Origin of the sequence: Sphingomonas sp. GC_Shp_6 (genome assembly GCF_026540835.1) — a bacterium.
Classification (GTDB): domain Bacteria; phylum Pseudomonadota; class Alphaproteobacteria; order Sphingomonadales; family Sphingomonadaceae; genus Sphingomonas.
In genome coordinates this window covers 133,085-148,539 of record NZ_JALNUO010000006.1, presented here as the reverse complement: position 1 = coordinate 148,539, position 15,455 = coordinate 133,085, and the positions used below count along the sequence as shown (strand labels likewise).

Annotated in this window: 15 protein-coding genes; 6 read left to right on the top strand and 9 right to left on the bottom strand. The window is 70.4% G+C overall.

Annotated features, from left to right (window positions below; all coding sequences use genetic code 11):
* Positions 1-23: 23 nt before the first annotated feature.
* From OXQ95_RS09730 to OXQ95_RS09710, 5 genes are read right to left on the bottom strand one after another with little or no spacing between them, the layout of a single operon-like run.
* On the bottom strand, positions 24-1,817 hold the full coding sequence (locus OXQ95_RS09730) for a YhjD/YihY/BrkB family envelope integrity protein (protein WP_267381358.1): 1,794 nt from the start codon (positions 1,815-1,817) through the stop codon (positions 24-26).
* Between the two features lie 39 nt (positions 1,818-1,856).
* The gene (locus OXQ95_RS09725) at positions 1,857-2,453 is read right to left on the bottom strand and encodes a class I SAM-dependent methyltransferase (RefSeq protein ID WP_267381357.1); all 597 of its coding nucleotides are present in this window, start codon (positions 2,451-2,453) and stop codon (positions 1,857-1,859) included.
* A complete protein-coding gene (locus tag OXQ95_RS09720) occupies positions 2,450-3,103 on the bottom strand; it encodes a PIG-L family deacetylase (protein WP_267381356.1) in 654 nt (217 codons plus the stop codon). The genes OXQ95_RS09725 and OXQ95_RS09720 overlap by 4 nt, the downstream gene beginning before the upstream one ends.
* A complete protein-coding gene (locus tag OXQ95_RS09715) occupies positions 3,100-4,092 on the bottom strand; it encodes an acyl-CoA dehydrogenase (protein ID WP_267381355.1) in 993 nt (330 codons plus the stop codon). Before OXQ95_RS09715 ends, OXQ95_RS09720 begins: the two co-directional genes overlap by 4 nt.
* Positions 4,089-5,099: a glycosyltransferase gene (locus OXQ95_RS09710; protein WP_267381388.1), complete on the bottom strand. Its 1,011-nt coding sequence runs from the start codon at positions 5,097-5,099 to the stop codon at positions 4,089-4,091. Before OXQ95_RS09710 ends, OXQ95_RS09715 begins: the two co-directional genes overlap by 4 nt.
* A gap of 227 nt (positions 5,100-5,326) precedes the next feature.
* Between OXQ95_RS09710 and OXQ95_RS09705 the strand changes: the two genes are divergently transcribed.
* Both OXQ95_RS09705 and OXQ95_RS09700 read left to right on the top strand, forming a co-directional pair.
* Positions 5,327-7,432 carry a M13-type metalloendopeptidase gene (locus OXQ95_RS09705; RefSeq protein WP_267381387.1) on the top strand — a complete coding sequence of 702 codons (2,106 nt, stop codon included), beginning with the start codon at positions 5,327-5,329 and terminating at the stop codon, positions 7,430-7,432.
* Between the two features lie 74 nt (positions 7,433-7,506).
* Positions 7,507-8,391 (top strand): TIGR00730 family Rossman fold protein, encoded by an 885-nt coding sequence (locus OXQ95_RS09700; RefSeq protein WP_267381386.1) that lies wholly within the window; start codon positions 7,507-7,509, stop codon positions 8,389-8,391.
* 48 nt (positions 8,392-8,439) lie between these two features.
* Here the strand turns inward: OXQ95_RS09700 and OXQ95_RS09695 are convergent, their stop codons facing one another.
* Positions 8,440-9,153 carry a cytochrome c family protein gene (locus OXQ95_RS09695; RefSeq protein ID WP_242098334.1) on the bottom strand — a complete coding sequence of 238 codons (714 nt, stop codon included), beginning with the start codon at positions 9,151-9,153 and terminating at the stop codon, positions 8,440-8,442.
* 106 nt (positions 9,154-9,259) lie between these two features.
* Between OXQ95_RS09695 and OXQ95_RS09690 the strand changes: the two genes are divergently transcribed.
* On the top strand, positions 9,260-10,150 hold the full coding sequence (locus OXQ95_RS09690) for a prephenate dehydratase (RefSeq protein ID WP_267381354.1): 891 nt from the start codon (positions 9,260-9,262) through the stop codon (positions 10,148-10,150).
* A gap of 23 nt (positions 10,151-10,173) precedes the next feature.
* Here the strand turns inward: OXQ95_RS09690 and nudC are convergent, their stop codons facing one another.
* The 3 genes from nudC to OXQ95_RS09675 form a co-directional block, all read right to left on the bottom strand.
* Positions 10,174-11,049: an NAD(+) diphosphatase gene (gene nudC, locus OXQ95_RS09685; RefSeq protein WP_267381353.1), complete on the bottom strand. Its 876-nt coding sequence runs from the start codon at positions 11,047-11,049 to the stop codon at positions 10,174-10,176.
* On the bottom strand, positions 11,046-12,257 hold the full coding sequence (locus tag OXQ95_RS09680; RefSeq protein WP_267381385.1) for a serine hydrolase domain-containing protein: 1,212 nt from the start codon (positions 12,255-12,257) through the stop codon (positions 11,046-11,048). Before OXQ95_RS09680 ends, nudC begins: the two co-directional genes overlap by 4 nt.
* 110 nt (positions 12,258-12,367) lie before the next feature.
* Positions 12,368-13,405 (bottom strand): A/G-specific adenine glycosylase, encoded by a 1,038-nt coding sequence (locus OXQ95_RS09675; protein WP_267381352.1) that lies wholly within the window; start codon positions 13,403-13,405, stop codon positions 12,368-12,370.
* 14 nt (positions 13,406-13,419) lie between these two features.
* Between OXQ95_RS09675 and OXQ95_RS09670 the strand changes: the two genes are divergently transcribed.
* Genes OXQ95_RS09670 through OXQ95_RS09660 form a run of 3 tightly spaced genes read left to right on the top strand, consistent with a single transcriptional unit; the run spans position 13,420 to position 15,370 of the window.
* Positions 13,420-13,941: a DciA family protein gene (locus OXQ95_RS09670; protein ID WP_242098328.1), complete on the top strand. Its 522-nt coding sequence runs from the start codon at positions 13,420-13,422 to the stop codon at positions 13,939-13,941.
* Positions 13,942-13,949: 8 nt separating this feature from the next.
* Positions 13,950-14,618 (top strand): thioredoxin domain-containing protein, encoded by a 669-nt coding sequence (locus OXQ95_RS09665; RefSeq protein ID WP_267381351.1) that lies wholly within the window; start codon positions 13,950-13,952, stop codon positions 14,616-14,618.
* 20 nt (positions 14,619-14,638) lie between these two features.
* Complete coding sequence (locus OXQ95_RS09660; RefSeq protein WP_267381350.1) at positions 14,639-15,370, top strand: thioredoxin domain-containing protein; 732 nt, start codon at positions 14,639-14,641, stop codon at positions 15,368-15,370.
* Positions 15,371-15,455: the final 85 nt, after the last annotated feature.

Below are 15,455 nucleotides of genomic sequence, written 5' to 3'. Positions count from 1 at the left end.
ACCCACCGATACGCTGCCATCGATCAGCGGGCCAGCGGCGACGCGTCATACTCGGCCAGCAACGCTGCGACACCGTCATAGATCGCCACCGCACCGGCCAGCGCATCGTCCGAAAAGCCGCCCGACCGAACCGCGACCGTCGCCGCGCCGGCCTTGGCCGCGGCCTCCACGTCATAAGGCGTATCGCCGACCGCCAGCACCACCGCGGGCGGGATCGACCCCAATTTGGCGATGGCCGCCGCGAAGATGTCGCCCGCGGGCTTCGACGTGGCGACGTCGTCGATACTCGTCTGCGCATCGAGGATGTCGGCGATGCCCAGCAGCCGGGCATAATGTTTCAGCTCGCGGCGCTCGGCGGAGGAGGCCAGCACCACGCGCTGCCCGGCATCGTGCACCCGCCGCACCAGCGCCGATGCCCCCGGAAACGGACGGACCCGATCGAGATAGCGGGTGTGGAAGATCTCGCCATGCGCCTTGGCGATCGCCTGCTGCACCGCCTCGGGCGCATGGGGCATGAGCGCGGGGACGAGCAGGTCGCCGCCCTTGCCGATCTGGCCGCGGATCACCGCGCGGTCGATCGGGTGATCGGCGTCGCGAAACGCCTCGTCCCAAGCCTCGACATGATAGTCGTTGCTGTCGACCAGCGTGCCGTCGAGATCGAACAGCACGGCCTGGATCCGGCCCGGCGCCGGCGTGCGCTGGCGGGTGAGCCACGCCGCACCCGCCGCGCAGGCCAGCAGCGCCATCCCCGCACGCGCGCGGCCGCGGCGGCGGATGAGCGCCAGGCCGATCGTCGCCACGCCGGTTTGCAGCATCCCGGCCTCGCGCAAGCCCGCGACTCGTGCCGTCACCCGGCCGGCGGCATAATACGCCGCCAGGGAGTGACGGGGCTTCGCGGCTTCGGGCACGATCCCGGGAGCGGGGGCAGGCGTCTTCTGCACTTCGAATTCGGCATTCAGTTCGGCGCCGAACAGCAGGATATAGCTGGAAAGATACAGCCAGGTGAGCAACACCACGACCGCGCCCAGAGACCCATAGGTCGCGTTGTAATTGCCAAAATTGGCGACGTAGATGCCGAAACCGAGCGTCAGCCCAAGCCAGAGCAGCGCGGCGAGCGCCGATCCCGGCGTCAGCCACACCCAGCGCGTCTCGGCGCGCGACGGGCCATAGCGGTAGAGCGTGGCCGCACCCGCCGCCGCTGCCAATGTGAGCACCACATAGGAGATCACCTTCCCAATCGCGATCAGCACAGCCGGGGCGCCCGGTACCAGCGCGCGCAGATGCCCGAGCGACGCGACCGCGACCAGCGCGAGGATCGCAATCATCACCGCCACCGCAGTGATCGCCAGCGCGAGCAGGTTCACGCGCACGAAGCTGCGCGTCTCCGTCTCGTCATAGGCGATGTTGAGCGCGGTGACGACCGCCCCCGCGCCGTTGCGCGCCCCGAACAGCGCGAGCGCGAGCGCAAGCAACAGCCCCAGCCCTTTCTTGCCGTCCGAAGTGTGGACCACGTTCAGCAATTGTTCGCCGATCAACCCGGCCGCGGCGTGCGGCATGATGGCGGTGAGCGCGTTTACGTCGTGCACCACCGTGACGGGTTCGGCGACTAGCCCATAGATCAGCACGATGGCGCCGAGCAGCGGCACGAGCGCGAGGAAACCGTAGAAGGCGACGCCCGAAGCGATGAGGCCGATATTGTCCTTGCCGGTGTCGTTCCACGCGCCGACGAACGCGGTCTTCCACGCCGCGAGGCCGAGCGACCAGGGATTGGATGCCCCATGCGGGCCCGATGCGCGTCGATCGATGGCGTTGGTCATGCGGCGTGCCCCCTTGCGGCGACAATGGCGCGCGCGAACCTAACCCGCCGGGGGCGAAGGCGTTCCGATCCGCACCGCCTCGACGATCCACGACGCCGTCCGCCGCCCCTCGCCCACCGCGAACTCGCGGCCGATCCCGGCCAGGAACCGGCCATGGATGCCGGCGGCGTGCTGCGCGAAATCATAATAATCGATCCGGTGATGCGCCAGGACGAGGCGGCCGCCCGGCCGCAACGCGCGCCCGACATCCGCCGCGAGCGCGGCCATCGCACGCGGCGTCAGATAATAGAGCAACTCCGCCACCACGATCGCGTCATAGGTGACGCGCGGAAACCGCCCAGGCAGCGCCAGCACCGAGGCGCACGCACGGGGCCAGCGCGCGATCGCGCGCGCGGTGAGGCGCGTGCCCTCCTCGGTGCCCTCGGTCGCGTCGAGCCGCAGTGCGCGTGGCGCGATCGCGGCGCTGTTCGATCCGTTCCCGCTCGCCAGTTCCAGCACGCGGCCGATCGGACCGGGGCCGAGCGCATGCAGGATCGCCGCGCGCTTCGTCGCTTCGTCGCGACCCGCGAACGTGTCCCAGGGATCCCCGTCCGCCGCGAATTTGGCGGCGAAGCCATCGAGTCCGATCGCCGTCATGCCCGCACCACCGCGAACCGCTCGACCGGGCGCGCGAAGGCGGCGAACTCATGGACCGCTATCGCGAAGCCCGCCGGGTCGTCGGCGATCGCGCCCATTTGCGTCCGATAGCCACGGATGATCGAGGCGCGCGCCAGCCGGGCATGCGGATGCGGCAGCAGCCGGTCGCCCGCCGCTCCCGTCCGCGTCGGCGGCCAGACGCGATAGGCGAGCCGCCGCCCGGCAAAGGGGGCCGCCGCCAGCGCCTGCGCCACCATGCGGTGATCGGGATGCGCGTCGTCCGCGACCGGTCCGACCAAGAGATCCAGCCGCGGCCGGCGAGCGACCGCGCGCCGGATGGCGGACCGGCAGGCGGCCGGCGATGCGGACAGCGCACCGTCGGGCAGCCCCAGGAAATGCACCCGCGTCGTCGTCAGCCCCAGCCGGCGCATCGCCCGGCGCGTCTCGCGGCGCCGTTCCGCGACGAGGCGCGTGCGTGGCCAGCGAAGGCTGTTCGGATGCGACGCCGCGCCGTCGGAGACGACCAGCACGTCGACGCGCACGCCGCGCCGCCGCAGCGCGCCGATCAGCCCGAACGCGCCGATCGCCTCGTCATCGGGATGCGGCGCCACCACCAAGGCCGCGCGCGGATGGCCGATCCCGAGCCTCACAGGTCGACCGTCAGCGCGCCGTCCGCCACCGCCGCGCCGACGCGTAGTCGCTGCGCATCGGGCCCGGGCTGGCGCAGATACACCGCGAGATCGGACAGTATCGCCGCCAGCGGGTGCGCGACGAACATCCCGCTCAGGCCCACCGCCTCGCGCGCGATCGTCAGCGCGCGCTCGGCCGCATCGAGCACCGCCAGCCGCGCCGCCGCCACCTCCGGCAGGCGAGTCGCATCGGGCGTGGCGAACCATCCCGACGCGGTGTCGCGCACCACCCCCGCCGCCCGCGCCGCCAGCATGTGGAGCTCGGCCAGCCGCGCGGCCTGAAACGGATCGGCGGCGCGCGCCGTCTGGCCGAGATGATCGCGCGTGCGGTCGAGCAACGCCGCGACGCCGCCCGCCTGCACCGCCACGAAGCGGAGAGCACCACCGCTGAACCACGGCTCGCGCGCATAGTCGCCAGGCTGGCCGATGCAGTCGTCGGGTTGGATCATGGCATCGTGCCAGCGGACGAGATGAGTCTCGGAGCGCTGCATCCCCGTCATCCGCCACCAGGTCCGATCGATCGCGGGCACCACGCGGTCGAGTGGCAGGAGCAGCAACTGCGCACCCGCGCCGCCGTCGGCCGTGACCAGCGCATGGGTCAACACGCCAGCGCCCGAGGCATAGGCCTTGCCCCCCGACAGCCGATCGCCACCGAGGCGCAGCGGCTCGCCCGGCAGCCCGGCATTCCACACCCCGAGCATCGCGCCCGCACCGATCGCTGCCGCAAGCCCGGCACGTTGCGACGCATCGCCATAGCGATGGACGATCTGCACCGCATCGACATGCCCCTCCAGCAAGCGCCCGAGCGGCAGGTCGAGGCGCCCCGTCGCGTAGAGCGCGCGAAGCAGCGCGTGCAGGTCGTCGCCGTTCGAAGGATCCGCCATGCCGATCCCCGATGCGCCCAGCCGCTCGATGGCGGCACGCAGATCGGTCGCCATGTCCAGGCTCATGCCGCTTCCTCCATCGGCGCGCGCTCCAGCACCGCAAGCGCCTGCTCGGCGACGCCCAACGGCACCGGACGCTCGCCCGCGGGGCAGGCCGGCACGATCCGCATCGCGAAGGCCTCGGCATTGGGGCAATCGCGCGCGACGCCCAGCACGTGATCGCCCGACAGGCCGATCATCCGCCCGAAGCCCGACCGCGTCGCGGCCGAGGCCCGTCGGGCGAACGCCCGGCGCGCGGCGGCGTGCGCACGATATTGCCACGCCGCGCCTTCGGGATGCGCGACCACGGTCTCGTCGCCATCATCGGCCCGCCGCAGATCATGCGCCAGACCGCCCGGCGCGCGCCCGATCCGGCGCGACGACGTCTCCACCACCATCGCGCGCGCGCGCCGCACCCGCATCCCCGCGCGCCCCGCCGCGTCGATCAGCGCGGCATCCTCGCCCGAGGGGAGCGGCGCACATCCGCCAAGCGCGGCATAGCCGTCGGCACGCATGGCGAGATTGGCACCCCCGGTGAAATGATGCCCCTCGTCCGGCTCCCACACGACCGGATCGATCCGCCGCCGCAGTCGATAGAGCCGGTCGTAATAGGCCTCGATCCGGTCCTGCGGCGCGTCGCGCGCATCGCCCGGCCGCACGATCAATCCCGCGGCGATCTCCACCGCGCCGAGCGCGGCGGCGGCGGCGCGCACCCAATCGGGCGCGGGCATGCTGTCGGCATCGGTGGTGAGCAGCAGCGCGCCCGGTGCGCCGGCGACGCGCTCCAGCCCGATCGCCAGCGCATCCCGCCGGGCGGCGCCCGCATTGCTGGGCCGCACCGCCGTGCTGCGCGCAACGGACCATGGCAAGTGCGACCCGCCAAGCGTGTTTTCGATCACCGCCCCGCTGTCGTCGGTGCAACTGTCGAGAAAGAAACAGGCGTGAAAAGGCGGGGCCGCCTCCTGCGCCAGCAGCGCGCGGAGCAGACGTGGCAGGACGGCCTGTTCGTTCCGAACGGGCACGCAGACGGCAATAACCGGATTAGGCAGCCCAGTCTCCCTTCGAACCCTGTTCTTGTCCGACCGCCGACCCTAACATGGTGAGAGGCCGCCGCCTTGCGCTCGATCAATCGCCGGGTCGCAGCGCCGGTAGCACGCCGTGGCCGCCGATCCATCCCGATTGCGGCGCGCCCGCGCTTGGTGCACATGGTCAGAATCGCTTACCCTTACCGCCGTTCGGCCCTGGAGACCTGCCTGTGACGATGCGCCTCGTGCTGATGACCTCCGTGTTCGCGCTGGGCGCGGCGATGCCGCTCGCCGCGCATGAACCGCATGCCTGCCTCGACGATGGCTGCACCGTGCAGTCGATCGTTCCGCAGGACGCAGGTGCCGGCGCCGATGCCGCCACGGCGACCCATTATGGCCGCTGGGGCTTCGACCTGACGGGCATGGACCGCAGCGTGAAGCCCGGCGACGACTGGTTCGATTATGTGAACGGCACCTGGGCGAAGAACACGAAGATCCCGGCCGACCGATCCTCCTATGGCGCGTTCGCGGTGCTGCGCGACTTGTCCGAGGCACGGCTGCGCACGCTGATCGGAGGCTATCGCACCGACGATGCCGCACACCCCGATCGCGCCAAGGTGGCGACGCTGTACGACGGCTTCATGGACACGGGGACGATCGAGCGGCTCGACGCGGCACCGCTGACGCAGCGCCTCGCGGCGGTGAAGGCGGTGACGACCAAGGACGAGATGGCCGCGCTGATGGGCCGGTCGATCGGCGGCTTCGGCGCGAGCTTCTTCGGATCGGGCGTCAGCGACGATGCCAAGCAGCCCGATATCTATGCGCTCTATCTGCGCCAGTCGGGCCTGGGGCTCGGCGACCGCGACCTGTATCTCGACGCCAAGTTCCACCCGCAGGTGGTGCGTTATCAGCAATATGTCGCGCAGATGCTAGGGATGGCGGGCTGGCCCGATCCGGAGGGCGCGGCGGCGAAGATCGTCGCGATGGAAACGCGCATCGCCGAGGCGCATTGGACGCGCGCGCAAAGCCGCGATCGCGACAAGACCTATAATCTCACGACGCTCGCACAGTTGCAGGCGCAGGCGCCGGGCTTCCCCTGGGCGACCTTCTGGAACGCCGCCGGCATCGCCAGGGCCGAGCGCGCGATCGTGGCGCAGAACACCGCCTTCCCCAAGATCGCCGCGGTGTTCGCCGCGACCGATCTCGACACGCTAAAGGCCTGGGAGGCGTTCCGCACCGCCGACGACATCGCGCCGCTGCTGTCGAAGCGCTTCGTCGACGCGCATTTCGATTTCCGCAGCAAGTTCCTGAACGGCCAGCCGCAGCAGCGCGACCGCTGGAAGCGCGGCGTGGCCTATGCCGAAGGCGCGATGGGCGAGGCGATCGGCCGCGATTATGTCGCGCTCTATTTCCCGCCCTCGTCCAAGGCCAAGATGGACCAGCTCGTCGGCAATCTGCGCATCGCGCTCGGGGGCCGCATCCGCAATCTCGAATGGATGGGCCCCGCGACCAAGCAGGAGGCGCTGGCCAAGCTCGCCAACTTCAACGTCAAGATCGGCTATCCCGACAAGTGGCGCGACTATAGCGCGCTGCAGGTGGTGCCCGGCGACGTCGTCGGCAACGAGGAACGCGCGCAGCGGTTCGAATGGGATTATCACCGCAACCGTATGGGCAACCGCGTCGACAAGGCCGAATGGGGCATGACGCCGCAGACCGTGAACGCCTATTACAACTCGGTGAAGAACGAGATCGTCTTCCCCGCCGCGATCCTGCAGCCGCCCTTCTTCGATCCCGATGCCGATCCCGCGATCAACTATGGCAGCATCGGCGGCGTGATCGGGCACGAGATCAGCCATGGCTTCGACGATCAGGGCCGCAAATCGGACGGTCACGGCGTGTTGCGCGACTGGTGGACGCAAGCCGATGCCGCCAAGTTCGAGGTGCAGGCGACGAAGCTCGGCGCGCAATATGAAGCCTACAGCTTCGAGGGGCTGCCCGGTCTCCACATCAACGGTCGTGCGTCGATGGGCGAGAATATCGGCGATCTGGGCGGCGTGCTGATCGCGCTCGACGCCTATCACACCTCGCTCGGCGGCAAGCCCGCGCCGGTGATCGACGGCTTCACCGGCGACCAGCGCTTCTTCCTCGGCTGGGGCCAGGTGTGGCGCACGCTGTTCCGCAACGAGGCGCTGCGCCAGCAGCTCGTCAGCGATCCGCATTCGCCGGGGCAGATCCGCGCGGTGAACCCGCTGCGCAACGTCGATGCCTGGTACAAGGCGTTCGACGTGAAGCCGGGCGACAAGCAATATGTCGCGCCCGAGGACCGCGTGCGCATCTGGTGAACGGCCAGCCGGATCGGTGCCCCCGCGCGCCGATCCGGCTGGAACTGCCGCGCCACTTCGCCTATCCGCCCCGGATGACCGACCCCCGCGTACCAAGCCGCGTCTTCCCGCGCGCCGCCGAGGATGCCCAGTCCGCCAAGGACTCGGTTTCCACGCCCCAGACCGAAAATCCGGCCTATCGGCTGGCGTTTCAGGACATGGATTTCCTGCTGCGCGAAGACCTGCGCCCAGTGCGTTTCCAGCTCGAATTGCTGAAGACGCAGTTGCTGCTGGACGAGGCGAACATCGCCTCCACCTTCGTCTTCTACGGTTCCGCGCGCATCCCTGAGCCCGCCAAGGCGCAAGCGATGCTCGAGCTCGCCACCGACGACAAGAGCCGGCGCATCGCCGAGCGGCTGGTCGAGAAATCGCGCTATTACGACGTCGCGCGCGAACTCGCGAGCAAGGTCAGCGTGCTGCCCCGCGACGAGGCGGGCAAGCGCCAGTTCGTGGTGTGCTCGGGCGGCGGCCCGTCGATCATGGAGGCGGCCAATCGCGGCGCACACGATGTCGGCCAGGAATCGATCGGACTCAACATCGTCCTGCCGCACGAGCAGGCGCCCAACCCCTATGTCACGCCCGCGCTGTCGATGCAGTTCCACTATTTCGCGCTGCGCAAGATGCACTTCCTGCTCCACGCGCGCGCGCTCGCGGCGTTTCCGGGCGGGTTCGGCACGTTCGACGAGCTGTTCGAGCTGCTGACGCTGATCCAGACGGGCAAGATCGATCCGATCCCCGTCCTGCTCGTCGGCCGCGCCTTCTGGGACCGGGTGGTGAATTTCCAGGCGCTGGTCGAAGAGGGCGTGGTGAGCGAGCGCGACCTCGGCATCTTCACCTATGTCGAGACAGCCGACGAGGCGTGGGACGCGGTGCAGCGCTTCTACCGCGAGCGCGCCGCCAAGGAAGACGCCGCGGGCTGATGGTCCGTCCCGCCGCCATCCCGCACGATGGGGATGGCGGCTAACGGCTTATTTCGTCGTGCTGCGCGCGCCCTTGCGGGCGGCTTCGGGATCGACCGAAGGCGCGCCCGATGCGGGCGTGCCGGTGTTGGCGATGTTGTTGGTCGGCGCGCCCTTCGTCGCGGCGGCAGCGGCGGCATTGGCGGTGGCCGGCTGGCCCTTGGCGCCCGTGGCGGCGGGCGCGGCTCCGGCGGCGGGTGCCTTGGGCAGCGGCAGGTTGGAGCCCTGCTGGTTGAGATAGAGGATCACGTTCGCGCGGTCCTGCGCGTTCGACAGGCCGGCAAAAGTCATCTTGGTGCCGGGCGCGAACTTGCGCGGCGAGGTCAGCCAGGCGTTCAGCTTGTCGAAGTCCCAGGTGCCGCCCACCGCCTTCAGCGCATCGGAGAAGGCGAAGCCGCCCTTGCCCTGCGCGATCCCCTCGCCGACCGTGGCGTACAGATTGGGGCCGATGCCGTTCGGGCCGCCCTGCGCGATGGTGTGGCAGGCGGCGCATTTCTTGAAGACCTCGGCGCCCTTGGCCGCGTCGGCGGTGGGCAGCAGGGTCGCGATCGGCACCGCGGCCGCCTCGCCGCCGCCCGCCGCATCCTCGACGCCCTCGATCGCATAGCCCATCTTTTCGGGGCGATGGCCCTCGAACACCATGCCGCCGACGATCGAAAGCCCGAGCGCCGCGCCGCATCCGGCGAGCACCCAGCCGGCGATCGTGTTGGTCCGATTGTCCATGATGCGACCCGCCCCCGACTTATGATTGCCCCTGCAATAGAATAAGCCGGCCACCCTCTGCAAGCACGCTTGCCGAAGCCCCCTGCGCGATCCTATCGCAGCCGCCATGCAAGCCTTCGCCGCCCCCGCCCAGGCGCTCGTCGCCCGGATGACCGCCGCCGCCGCCGCCGAACCGCACCGCGCCGTCGCCTTCCAGGGCGCGCCCGGCGCCAACAGCCATGTCGCGGCGAACGAGGCGTTTCCCGACGGCCTGCCGCTACCCTGTTTCGATTTCGCCGACGCGATCGACGCGGTGAAGGACGGCCGTGCCGATTGCGCGATCATCCCGATCGAGAATTCGCTCCACGGCCGGGTGGCCGACATCCACTTCCTGCTGCCCGAATCCGGCCTCGTCATCACCGGCGAACATTTCCTCACCATCCGCCACGCGCTGATGGGCACGGGTACGCGCGACGCGGTGCGCGAGGCCATGAGCCACCCCCAGGCGCTGGGCCAATGCCGCCACTGGCTGCGCGCGCACGGCATCCGCCCGGTGAACTATCCCGACACCGCGGGCGCCGCGGCACTGGCGGCGGAACGCGGCGATCCCGCCGTCGCCGCGCTCGCCCCGCCGGGCGCCGCCGCGCTCTATGGCCTCAACCTGCTGGCCACCGACATCGCGGATGCGGACCACAACACCACCCGCTTCGTAACGCTGGCGCGTGGCGGCCGGCCGCCGGTCGGGCCGGGGCCGTGGATGACGACGCTGATCTTCGCGGTGAAGAACGTGCCCGCCGCGCTCTACAAGGCGATGGGCGGCTTTGCGACCAACGGCGTCAACATGACCAAGCTGGAAAGCTACCAGGCCGGTGCCAGCTTCGCCGCGACCGAATTCTATGCCGATGTGGAAGGCAAGCCCGGCGATCCCGGCCTCGACCGCGCGATCGAGGAACTCGGCTTCCACGCAAAATGGGTCCGCGTGCTTGGCACCTACGCCTGCGCGCGCGAGCGGGGCTGAGGATTAGCCGATCGGGCCGCGGCTCACCTCTCCCCCACCCAAGCGTTCAGCAGCGTATAGGCGATGGCGTAGGGCGGGGGTGGCACGAACGGGCCCTCGCCGCCCGCCAGCACCTGGGCCACGATCGCGCGGGGCACCCAGATCGCATCCTCCAGCTCGTTGGTGTCGAGCGTGATCGCGTCGTCCTCCGCCTCGGCGATGCAGGCCAGCATCAACTGGGCGTGGGGAAAGGGCCAAGGCTGGCTCGCGACATAGCGCACGCCGCCGACGCGCACGCCGGTTTCCTCGGCCACTTCGCGCGCGACCGCCTCCTCGATCGATTCGCCCGGTTCGAGAAAGCCCGCTAGCGCCGAATAGCGGCCCGCGGGCCAGCCCTTGCCGCGGCCGATCAGCGCGCGGCCGTCATGTTCGGCGATCATGATGACGACCGGGTCGACGCGGGGGAAATGCTCGGCATGGCAGTGCGGGCATCGGCGGCCCCAGCCGGCACGGAAGAGCGCGGTGGGCGTGCCGCAATTGGCGCAGTGGCCGTGGCGCGCATGCCAGTGAAGCACGCTGCGCGCCGCCGCATAGATCGCCGCCTCGCCCGGCGCCAAGGCGGCGAGCGCCGCCATCAGCGCGGGGCTGCGCATCGCCGGCGCGGTGTCGGTGCGCAGGCCGGGAATCGCCGCCGCGAAACAGGGCCGGCCATCGTCGAGCCCGAGCAGCACAGGCTCGGCACCGTCAGGCAGGTCGGCCATGCTCGTCCAGGCGAGGCGGCCGTCGTCGGTCGTGCCGGGCATCAGCCCGTCCAGCCGCAGCAGCCGGGCGCGCCAGTCGACCGTCGCGGCGGCGAGCGCCGCGGCATCGTGGCGCAGCGCATCGGCGCGGTCGAGCGGGTTTCCGGTGAAGCCGATCACCGGGCGCGTGCCCGGTCGCGGCGCAGGGCGGCGGGGATCTCGGTGCGAAGCGGCCATTGGTTGGCGGGAAAATAATTCACCATCACCGTGCCGCGGGTTCGAAGACCGGGATTGACCCAGGCGAGCGTGCCCGCCGCGCCGGACCATCCATAGGTTCCCTTGGCCGGTCCGCCCGGCATATCCGCCAGGACGACCGATCCGCCCGCGCCGAACCCCATCGGCGCCGTGGCGTCCGGGCTGCCGAAGGTGACGCCCGCGGGCAAGAGGTTGGACGTCATCAGCGCGATCGTCGCGGGGCTGGCGATCCGCACGCCGCCCAGGCTGCCCCCGTTCTGGATCATGTGCAGAAACCGGTCGTAATCGCGCGCCGACGATACGAGGCCGGCGCCGCCATAAGGGAAGCTCGGCCGCTGGAGGAACACCGATGTCGCGGCGGGATCGAGCGGGGTGCGCGTGCTGCCGACGATCGCGTAGTTGCTCGCCAGCCGCGAGGCGGCATCGGCGGGCACCTGCCAATAGCTGGACGTCATCCCGAGCGGTGCGAAGATGCGCGTATTTACAAACCGGTCGAAGGGCTGGCCCGACGCCACCTCGACCACGCGGCCCATCACGTCGAGCCCGATCGAATAGCTCCATTTGGTGCCCGGATCGGCGATCAGCGGCAGCGTCGCCACCCGATCGGCAAAGGCCGCCAGCGTCGCGGGGCGCACCTTGCGCATCTGCACCTCCAGCGGCGCGTTCACCGCCGCGGGCAGGATGCCGAGCCGCTCATATTCCTTCAGAAGCGGCCCCTTGGTCACGATGTTGTAGCCCAAGCCCGCGGTATGCGTCAGCAGGTTGCGGATCGTGATCGGGCGCGCGGCGGGGCGGCTGGCCAGGCTGTGCTCGGGATCGGTCAGCACGCGCATGTTGGCGAAGGCGGGGATATAGTTCGAAACCGGATCGTCGAGCCGGATCCGGCCTTCCTCGATCAGGATCATCGCCGCCATCGCCGTCACCGGCTTGGTCATCGAATAGACCCGCCAGAGCGAATCGGCGCCGGCGGCAGGCGCGTTCGGCTCGTCGCCGATCCGGCCGGCGGCGACGAACAGCGTGGGCCCGTCGCCGAACCCGAAGGCGCCGACGATCCCCGGCATCTTGCCGCTCGTGACATAGGAATCGAACAAGGCCTGCGTGTTCGGCAGCAACGCCGATACCGGAATCGGCATCCGGGGAGAGGAACGCAGCGTCGGCTGCGCTTGGGGTGCCGGCTGGCTCTGCGCCGCGAGACCGGTGCCGAGCCCGGCGAGCGCAACGGCGCAAACGAGAGAGACGCGCTTCATGAACTGCTCCGTATCGCGGCGGCGGCCTTGGCGAACAGCGTCGGCAGCCCGGCCGAGGCGAGGTCCGCGATCGGCCACCATGAGCCGGGGTGATGCGCGTCCACGCGCGCTACCGCAAGCGCGAGTTCGAGGTCCATATGCGTGAAGCCGTGCGTGACGGTCGTGGCGAGCAGCCGCCAGTCGGCCTGGACGGGCGCGCCTTCCAAACCTGGTGCCTGCTTCTCCCAGGGCCCCGTCGGCAGCGCGCGCATGCCGCCCAGCAGCCCGCTGTCGGGCCGGCGGACGAGCAGCACGTCGTCGCCGCGCTCCAGCCAGAAGATCGTACCGTAGCGCTGCTTGCGCGCCGCCTTCTTCGCCTTCACCGGAAACATCTCGGGCGCACCGGTCGCGAAGCCGGCGCAATCCATGCGCAGGGGGCAAAGCAGGCATTTGGGCGCGCGCACGGTGCACAGCCCCGATCCCAGATCCATCATCGCCTGCGCGAAGTCGCCCGCCCGTTCGTCGGGGGTGATCGTGTCCGCCGCCGCGCGGATCGTGGGCCGCGCGGCCGGCAGCGGCGTGTCGATCGCGAACAGCCGCGCGACGACGCGTTCGACATTGGCGTCGACCACCACCGCGCGCCGCCCGAACGCGATCGCCGCCACCGCCGCGGCGGTATAGGCGCCGAGCCCCGGCAGCGCGCGCAATTGGGCTTCGGTGTCGGGAAAGCGCCCGCCATAGTCCGCGGCGACGACGCGCGCGGTGGCGACCAGGTTGCGCGCGCGGGCATAATAGCCGAGCCCCGCCCAGGCCGCCATCACGTCCGCCTCGTCCGCCGCCGCCAGGCTCGAGAAATCGGGCCAGCGCGCCGTCCAGGCGGCGAAGCGCGGCGCGACCGCGGCCACCGTGGTCTGCTGGAGCATCACCTCGGACAGCCACACGCGATAGGGATCGGCGGGCGTGCCCGGCGGCGCGCGCCACGGCAGCGCGCGGGCGTGCACGTCGTACCAGCCGAGCAGCCGGTCGGCGACGGTCGAAGAGCGCTTGGCGTCCATGGGCGCGCTATGCCATGGAGGGCGCCATGAGCAAGCGCGGCCGCGCCCCCGAAGAACCCCAGCGTGCGAACCGGTCCCGTGCCGTCGCCGAGCTGCTGCCCGCGATCGGCGGCGCGGCGTTCCGGCGATTCGGCTTCGTGCAGGGCGCGATCGTCAGCCGCTGGCGCGAGATCGTCGGCGAACGCTATGCCGCGGTCAGCACGCCCGAATCGATCCGCTTTCCGGTGGGGCGCAAACAGGACGGCACGCTGACGCTGACGGTGGCGGGCGCACACGCCCCGATGATGCAGCATATCGCGCCCGAGATCGTCGAGCGCGTGAACCGATTCTTCGGCTATGCCGCGATCGTCCGCGTGACGATCCGCCAGGGCGAGGTCGCCACCCCCGCGCCGCGCCGTGCGCCGCCCTCGATCCGCACCGTGCCCCATGAACTCGGCCAGAGCCTGAAGACGATCGCCGATCCCGAGCTGAAGGCGGTGCTCGAATCGCTTGCCGCCGGTGTCGCGGCGACGCGCGGGCTGCCCCGGATAGGATGACGATCCCGATGATCCGCCCCCTTCTCGCCCTGATCGGCATCGTGCTGCTGACCGCCGCCGCGCCGGTGCGCGACTGGTCGTCAGTGGTCACGCGGACGCCCGCGGGCACGTTCCTGATCGGCAACCCCGCCGCGCGCGTGAAGCTGGTCGAATATGCGAGCTACACCTGCCCCCATTGCGCTGCCTTCGCCAAGGAATCGGAGCCGGTGCTGAAGGCGCAGATGATCCGCTCGGGCTCGACCAGCCTCGAATTCCGCAACCTGATCCGCGACCGGCTCGATCTCGCCGCGTCGCTGCTTGCGCGGTGCACGGGCGTGCGCGATTTCGCCGGCACCAACGCCGCGATCTTCGCCGCGCAGGGGCAATGGCTCGAACGCGGCTTCGACTATCAGGAAAGCAACGGCGCACGGCTCGGCATGTATCCGGTGCTCGCACAGCTTCGCGCCTATGCCGACGGCGCGGGGCTGACCGCCCTGGTCCAGGCACGCGGCCTGTCGCCCAAGGCGATCGACGCGTGCTTCGCCGACCAGGCCGAGGTCGACCGCATCCTCGCCATCTCGTCCGCGGTGCCCGCCGGCGTCGCGGGCACGCCCGCCTTCTTCGTCAACGGCAAGGCCATCCCCACCGCGGCATGGGCCGGGCTCGAACCCGCGCTGCGCGCCGCCGGCGCCAAGTGATTCCTATGGAGACCTCCCCCATGAAAGCGTTTCTCGCCCTGCTGGCCCTTCCGCTCGCCCTCGCCGCCTGTTCGAAGGGCGATACCGGCGGCAATGCCGCACCGGCCGGCCCCGTTGCCGCGGCGGCGGCACCGGCGGGCCAGGACTGGACGCAGACCGTCTCGACCACGCCCGAACATGGCTATGTGATGGGCAACCCCAATGCGCCGATCAAGCTGGTCGAATATGGCTCGCGGCTGTGCCCCACCTGCGGCGCCTTTGCGAACACGGGCATGAAGCCGCTCGAGAACAGCTATGTGAAGAGCGGCAAGGTCTCGTACGAATTCCGCGACTTCATGGTGCACGGCGCGCCCGATTTCGCGCCCGCGCTGCTCGGCCGCTGTGCCGGCACCGCACCGTTCTTCCCGTTGCTCGAACAGATGTTCGCCGCGCAGCCGACGATTCTGCCCAAGCTGGAGAATGCGCAGAGCTTCAACGCCTCGCTGCAGGGCAAGCCGCCGACCCAGGTGTCGACCGCCTGGGCCGAATATCTCGGCTTCATCGATTTCGTGAAGCAGCGCGGCATCCCCGAGGCGCAGGCGCGTGCGTGCCTGGGCGACATGAAGCAGAACGAACTGCTCGCCACGATGACCGACGAGGCCGGCCGCGAGAAGAACGTGACCGGCACGCCCAGCTTCTTCCTCAACGGCCGCAAGCTGGACGCGGTGTCGTGGCCCGATGTCGAGGCGCAGTTGAAGCAGGCCGGCGCCTGATCCGCCGCTGCGCCGGGCGGCCGATCCCGTCTTGCGGAGGAATGCGGTGCGCGGTGACGTGACCGGGGCGGAGGATACCGGGCCC

What these genes read in the sequence shown, in the direction of transcription:
- OXQ95_RS09730 (WP_267381358.1), bottom strand. Translation starts at nt 1,817, where the DNA reads ATGACCAACGCCATCGATCGACGCGCATCGGGCCCGCATGGGGCATCC.
- OXQ95_RS09725 (WP_267381357.1), bottom strand. Translation starts at nt 2,453, where the DNA reads ATGACGGCGATCGGACTCGATGGCTTCGCCGCCAAATTCGCGGCGGAC.
- OXQ95_RS09715 (WP_267381355.1), bottom strand. Translation starts at nt 4,092, where the DNA reads ATGAGCCTGGACATGGCGACCGATCTGCGTGCCGCCATCGAGCGGCTG.
- OXQ95_RS09705 (WP_267381387.1), top strand. Translation starts at nt 5,327, where the DNA reads ATGCGCCTCGTGCTGATGACCTCCGTGTTCGCGCTGGGCGCGGCGATG.
- OXQ95_RS09700 (WP_267381386.1), top strand. Translation starts at nt 7,507, where the DNA reads ATGACCGACCCCCGCGTACCAAGCCGCGTCTTCCCGCGCGCCGCCGAG.
- OXQ95_RS09695 (WP_242098334.1), bottom strand. Translation starts at nt 9,153, where the DNA reads ATGGACAATCGGACCAACACGATCGCCGGCTGGGTGCTCGCCGGATGC.
- OXQ95_RS09690 (WP_267381354.1), top strand. Translation starts at nt 9,260, where the DNA reads ATGCAAGCCTTCGCCGCCCCCGCCCAGGCGCTCGTCGCCCGGATGACC.
- OXQ95_RS09680 (WP_267381385.1), bottom strand. Translation starts at nt 12,257, where the DNA reads ATGCCGATTCCGGTATCGGCGTTGCTGCCGAACACGCAGGCCTTGTTC.
- OXQ95_RS09675 (WP_267381352.1), bottom strand. Translation starts at nt 13,405, where the DNA reads ATGGACGCCAAGCGCTCTTCGACCGTCGCCGACCGGCTGCTCGGCTGG.
- OXQ95_RS09670 (WP_242098328.1), top strand. Translation starts at nt 13,420, where the DNA reads ATGGAGGGCGCCATGAGCAAGCGCGGCCGCGCCCCCGAAGAACCCCAG.
- OXQ95_RS09665 (WP_267381351.1), top strand. Translation starts at nt 13,950, where the DNA reads ATGATCCGCCCCCTTCTCGCCCTGATCGGCATCGTGCTGCTGACCGCC.
- OXQ95_RS09660 (WP_267381350.1), top strand. Translation starts at nt 14,639, where the DNA reads ATGAAAGCGTTTCTCGCCCTGCTGGCCCTTCCGCTCGCCCTCGCCGCC.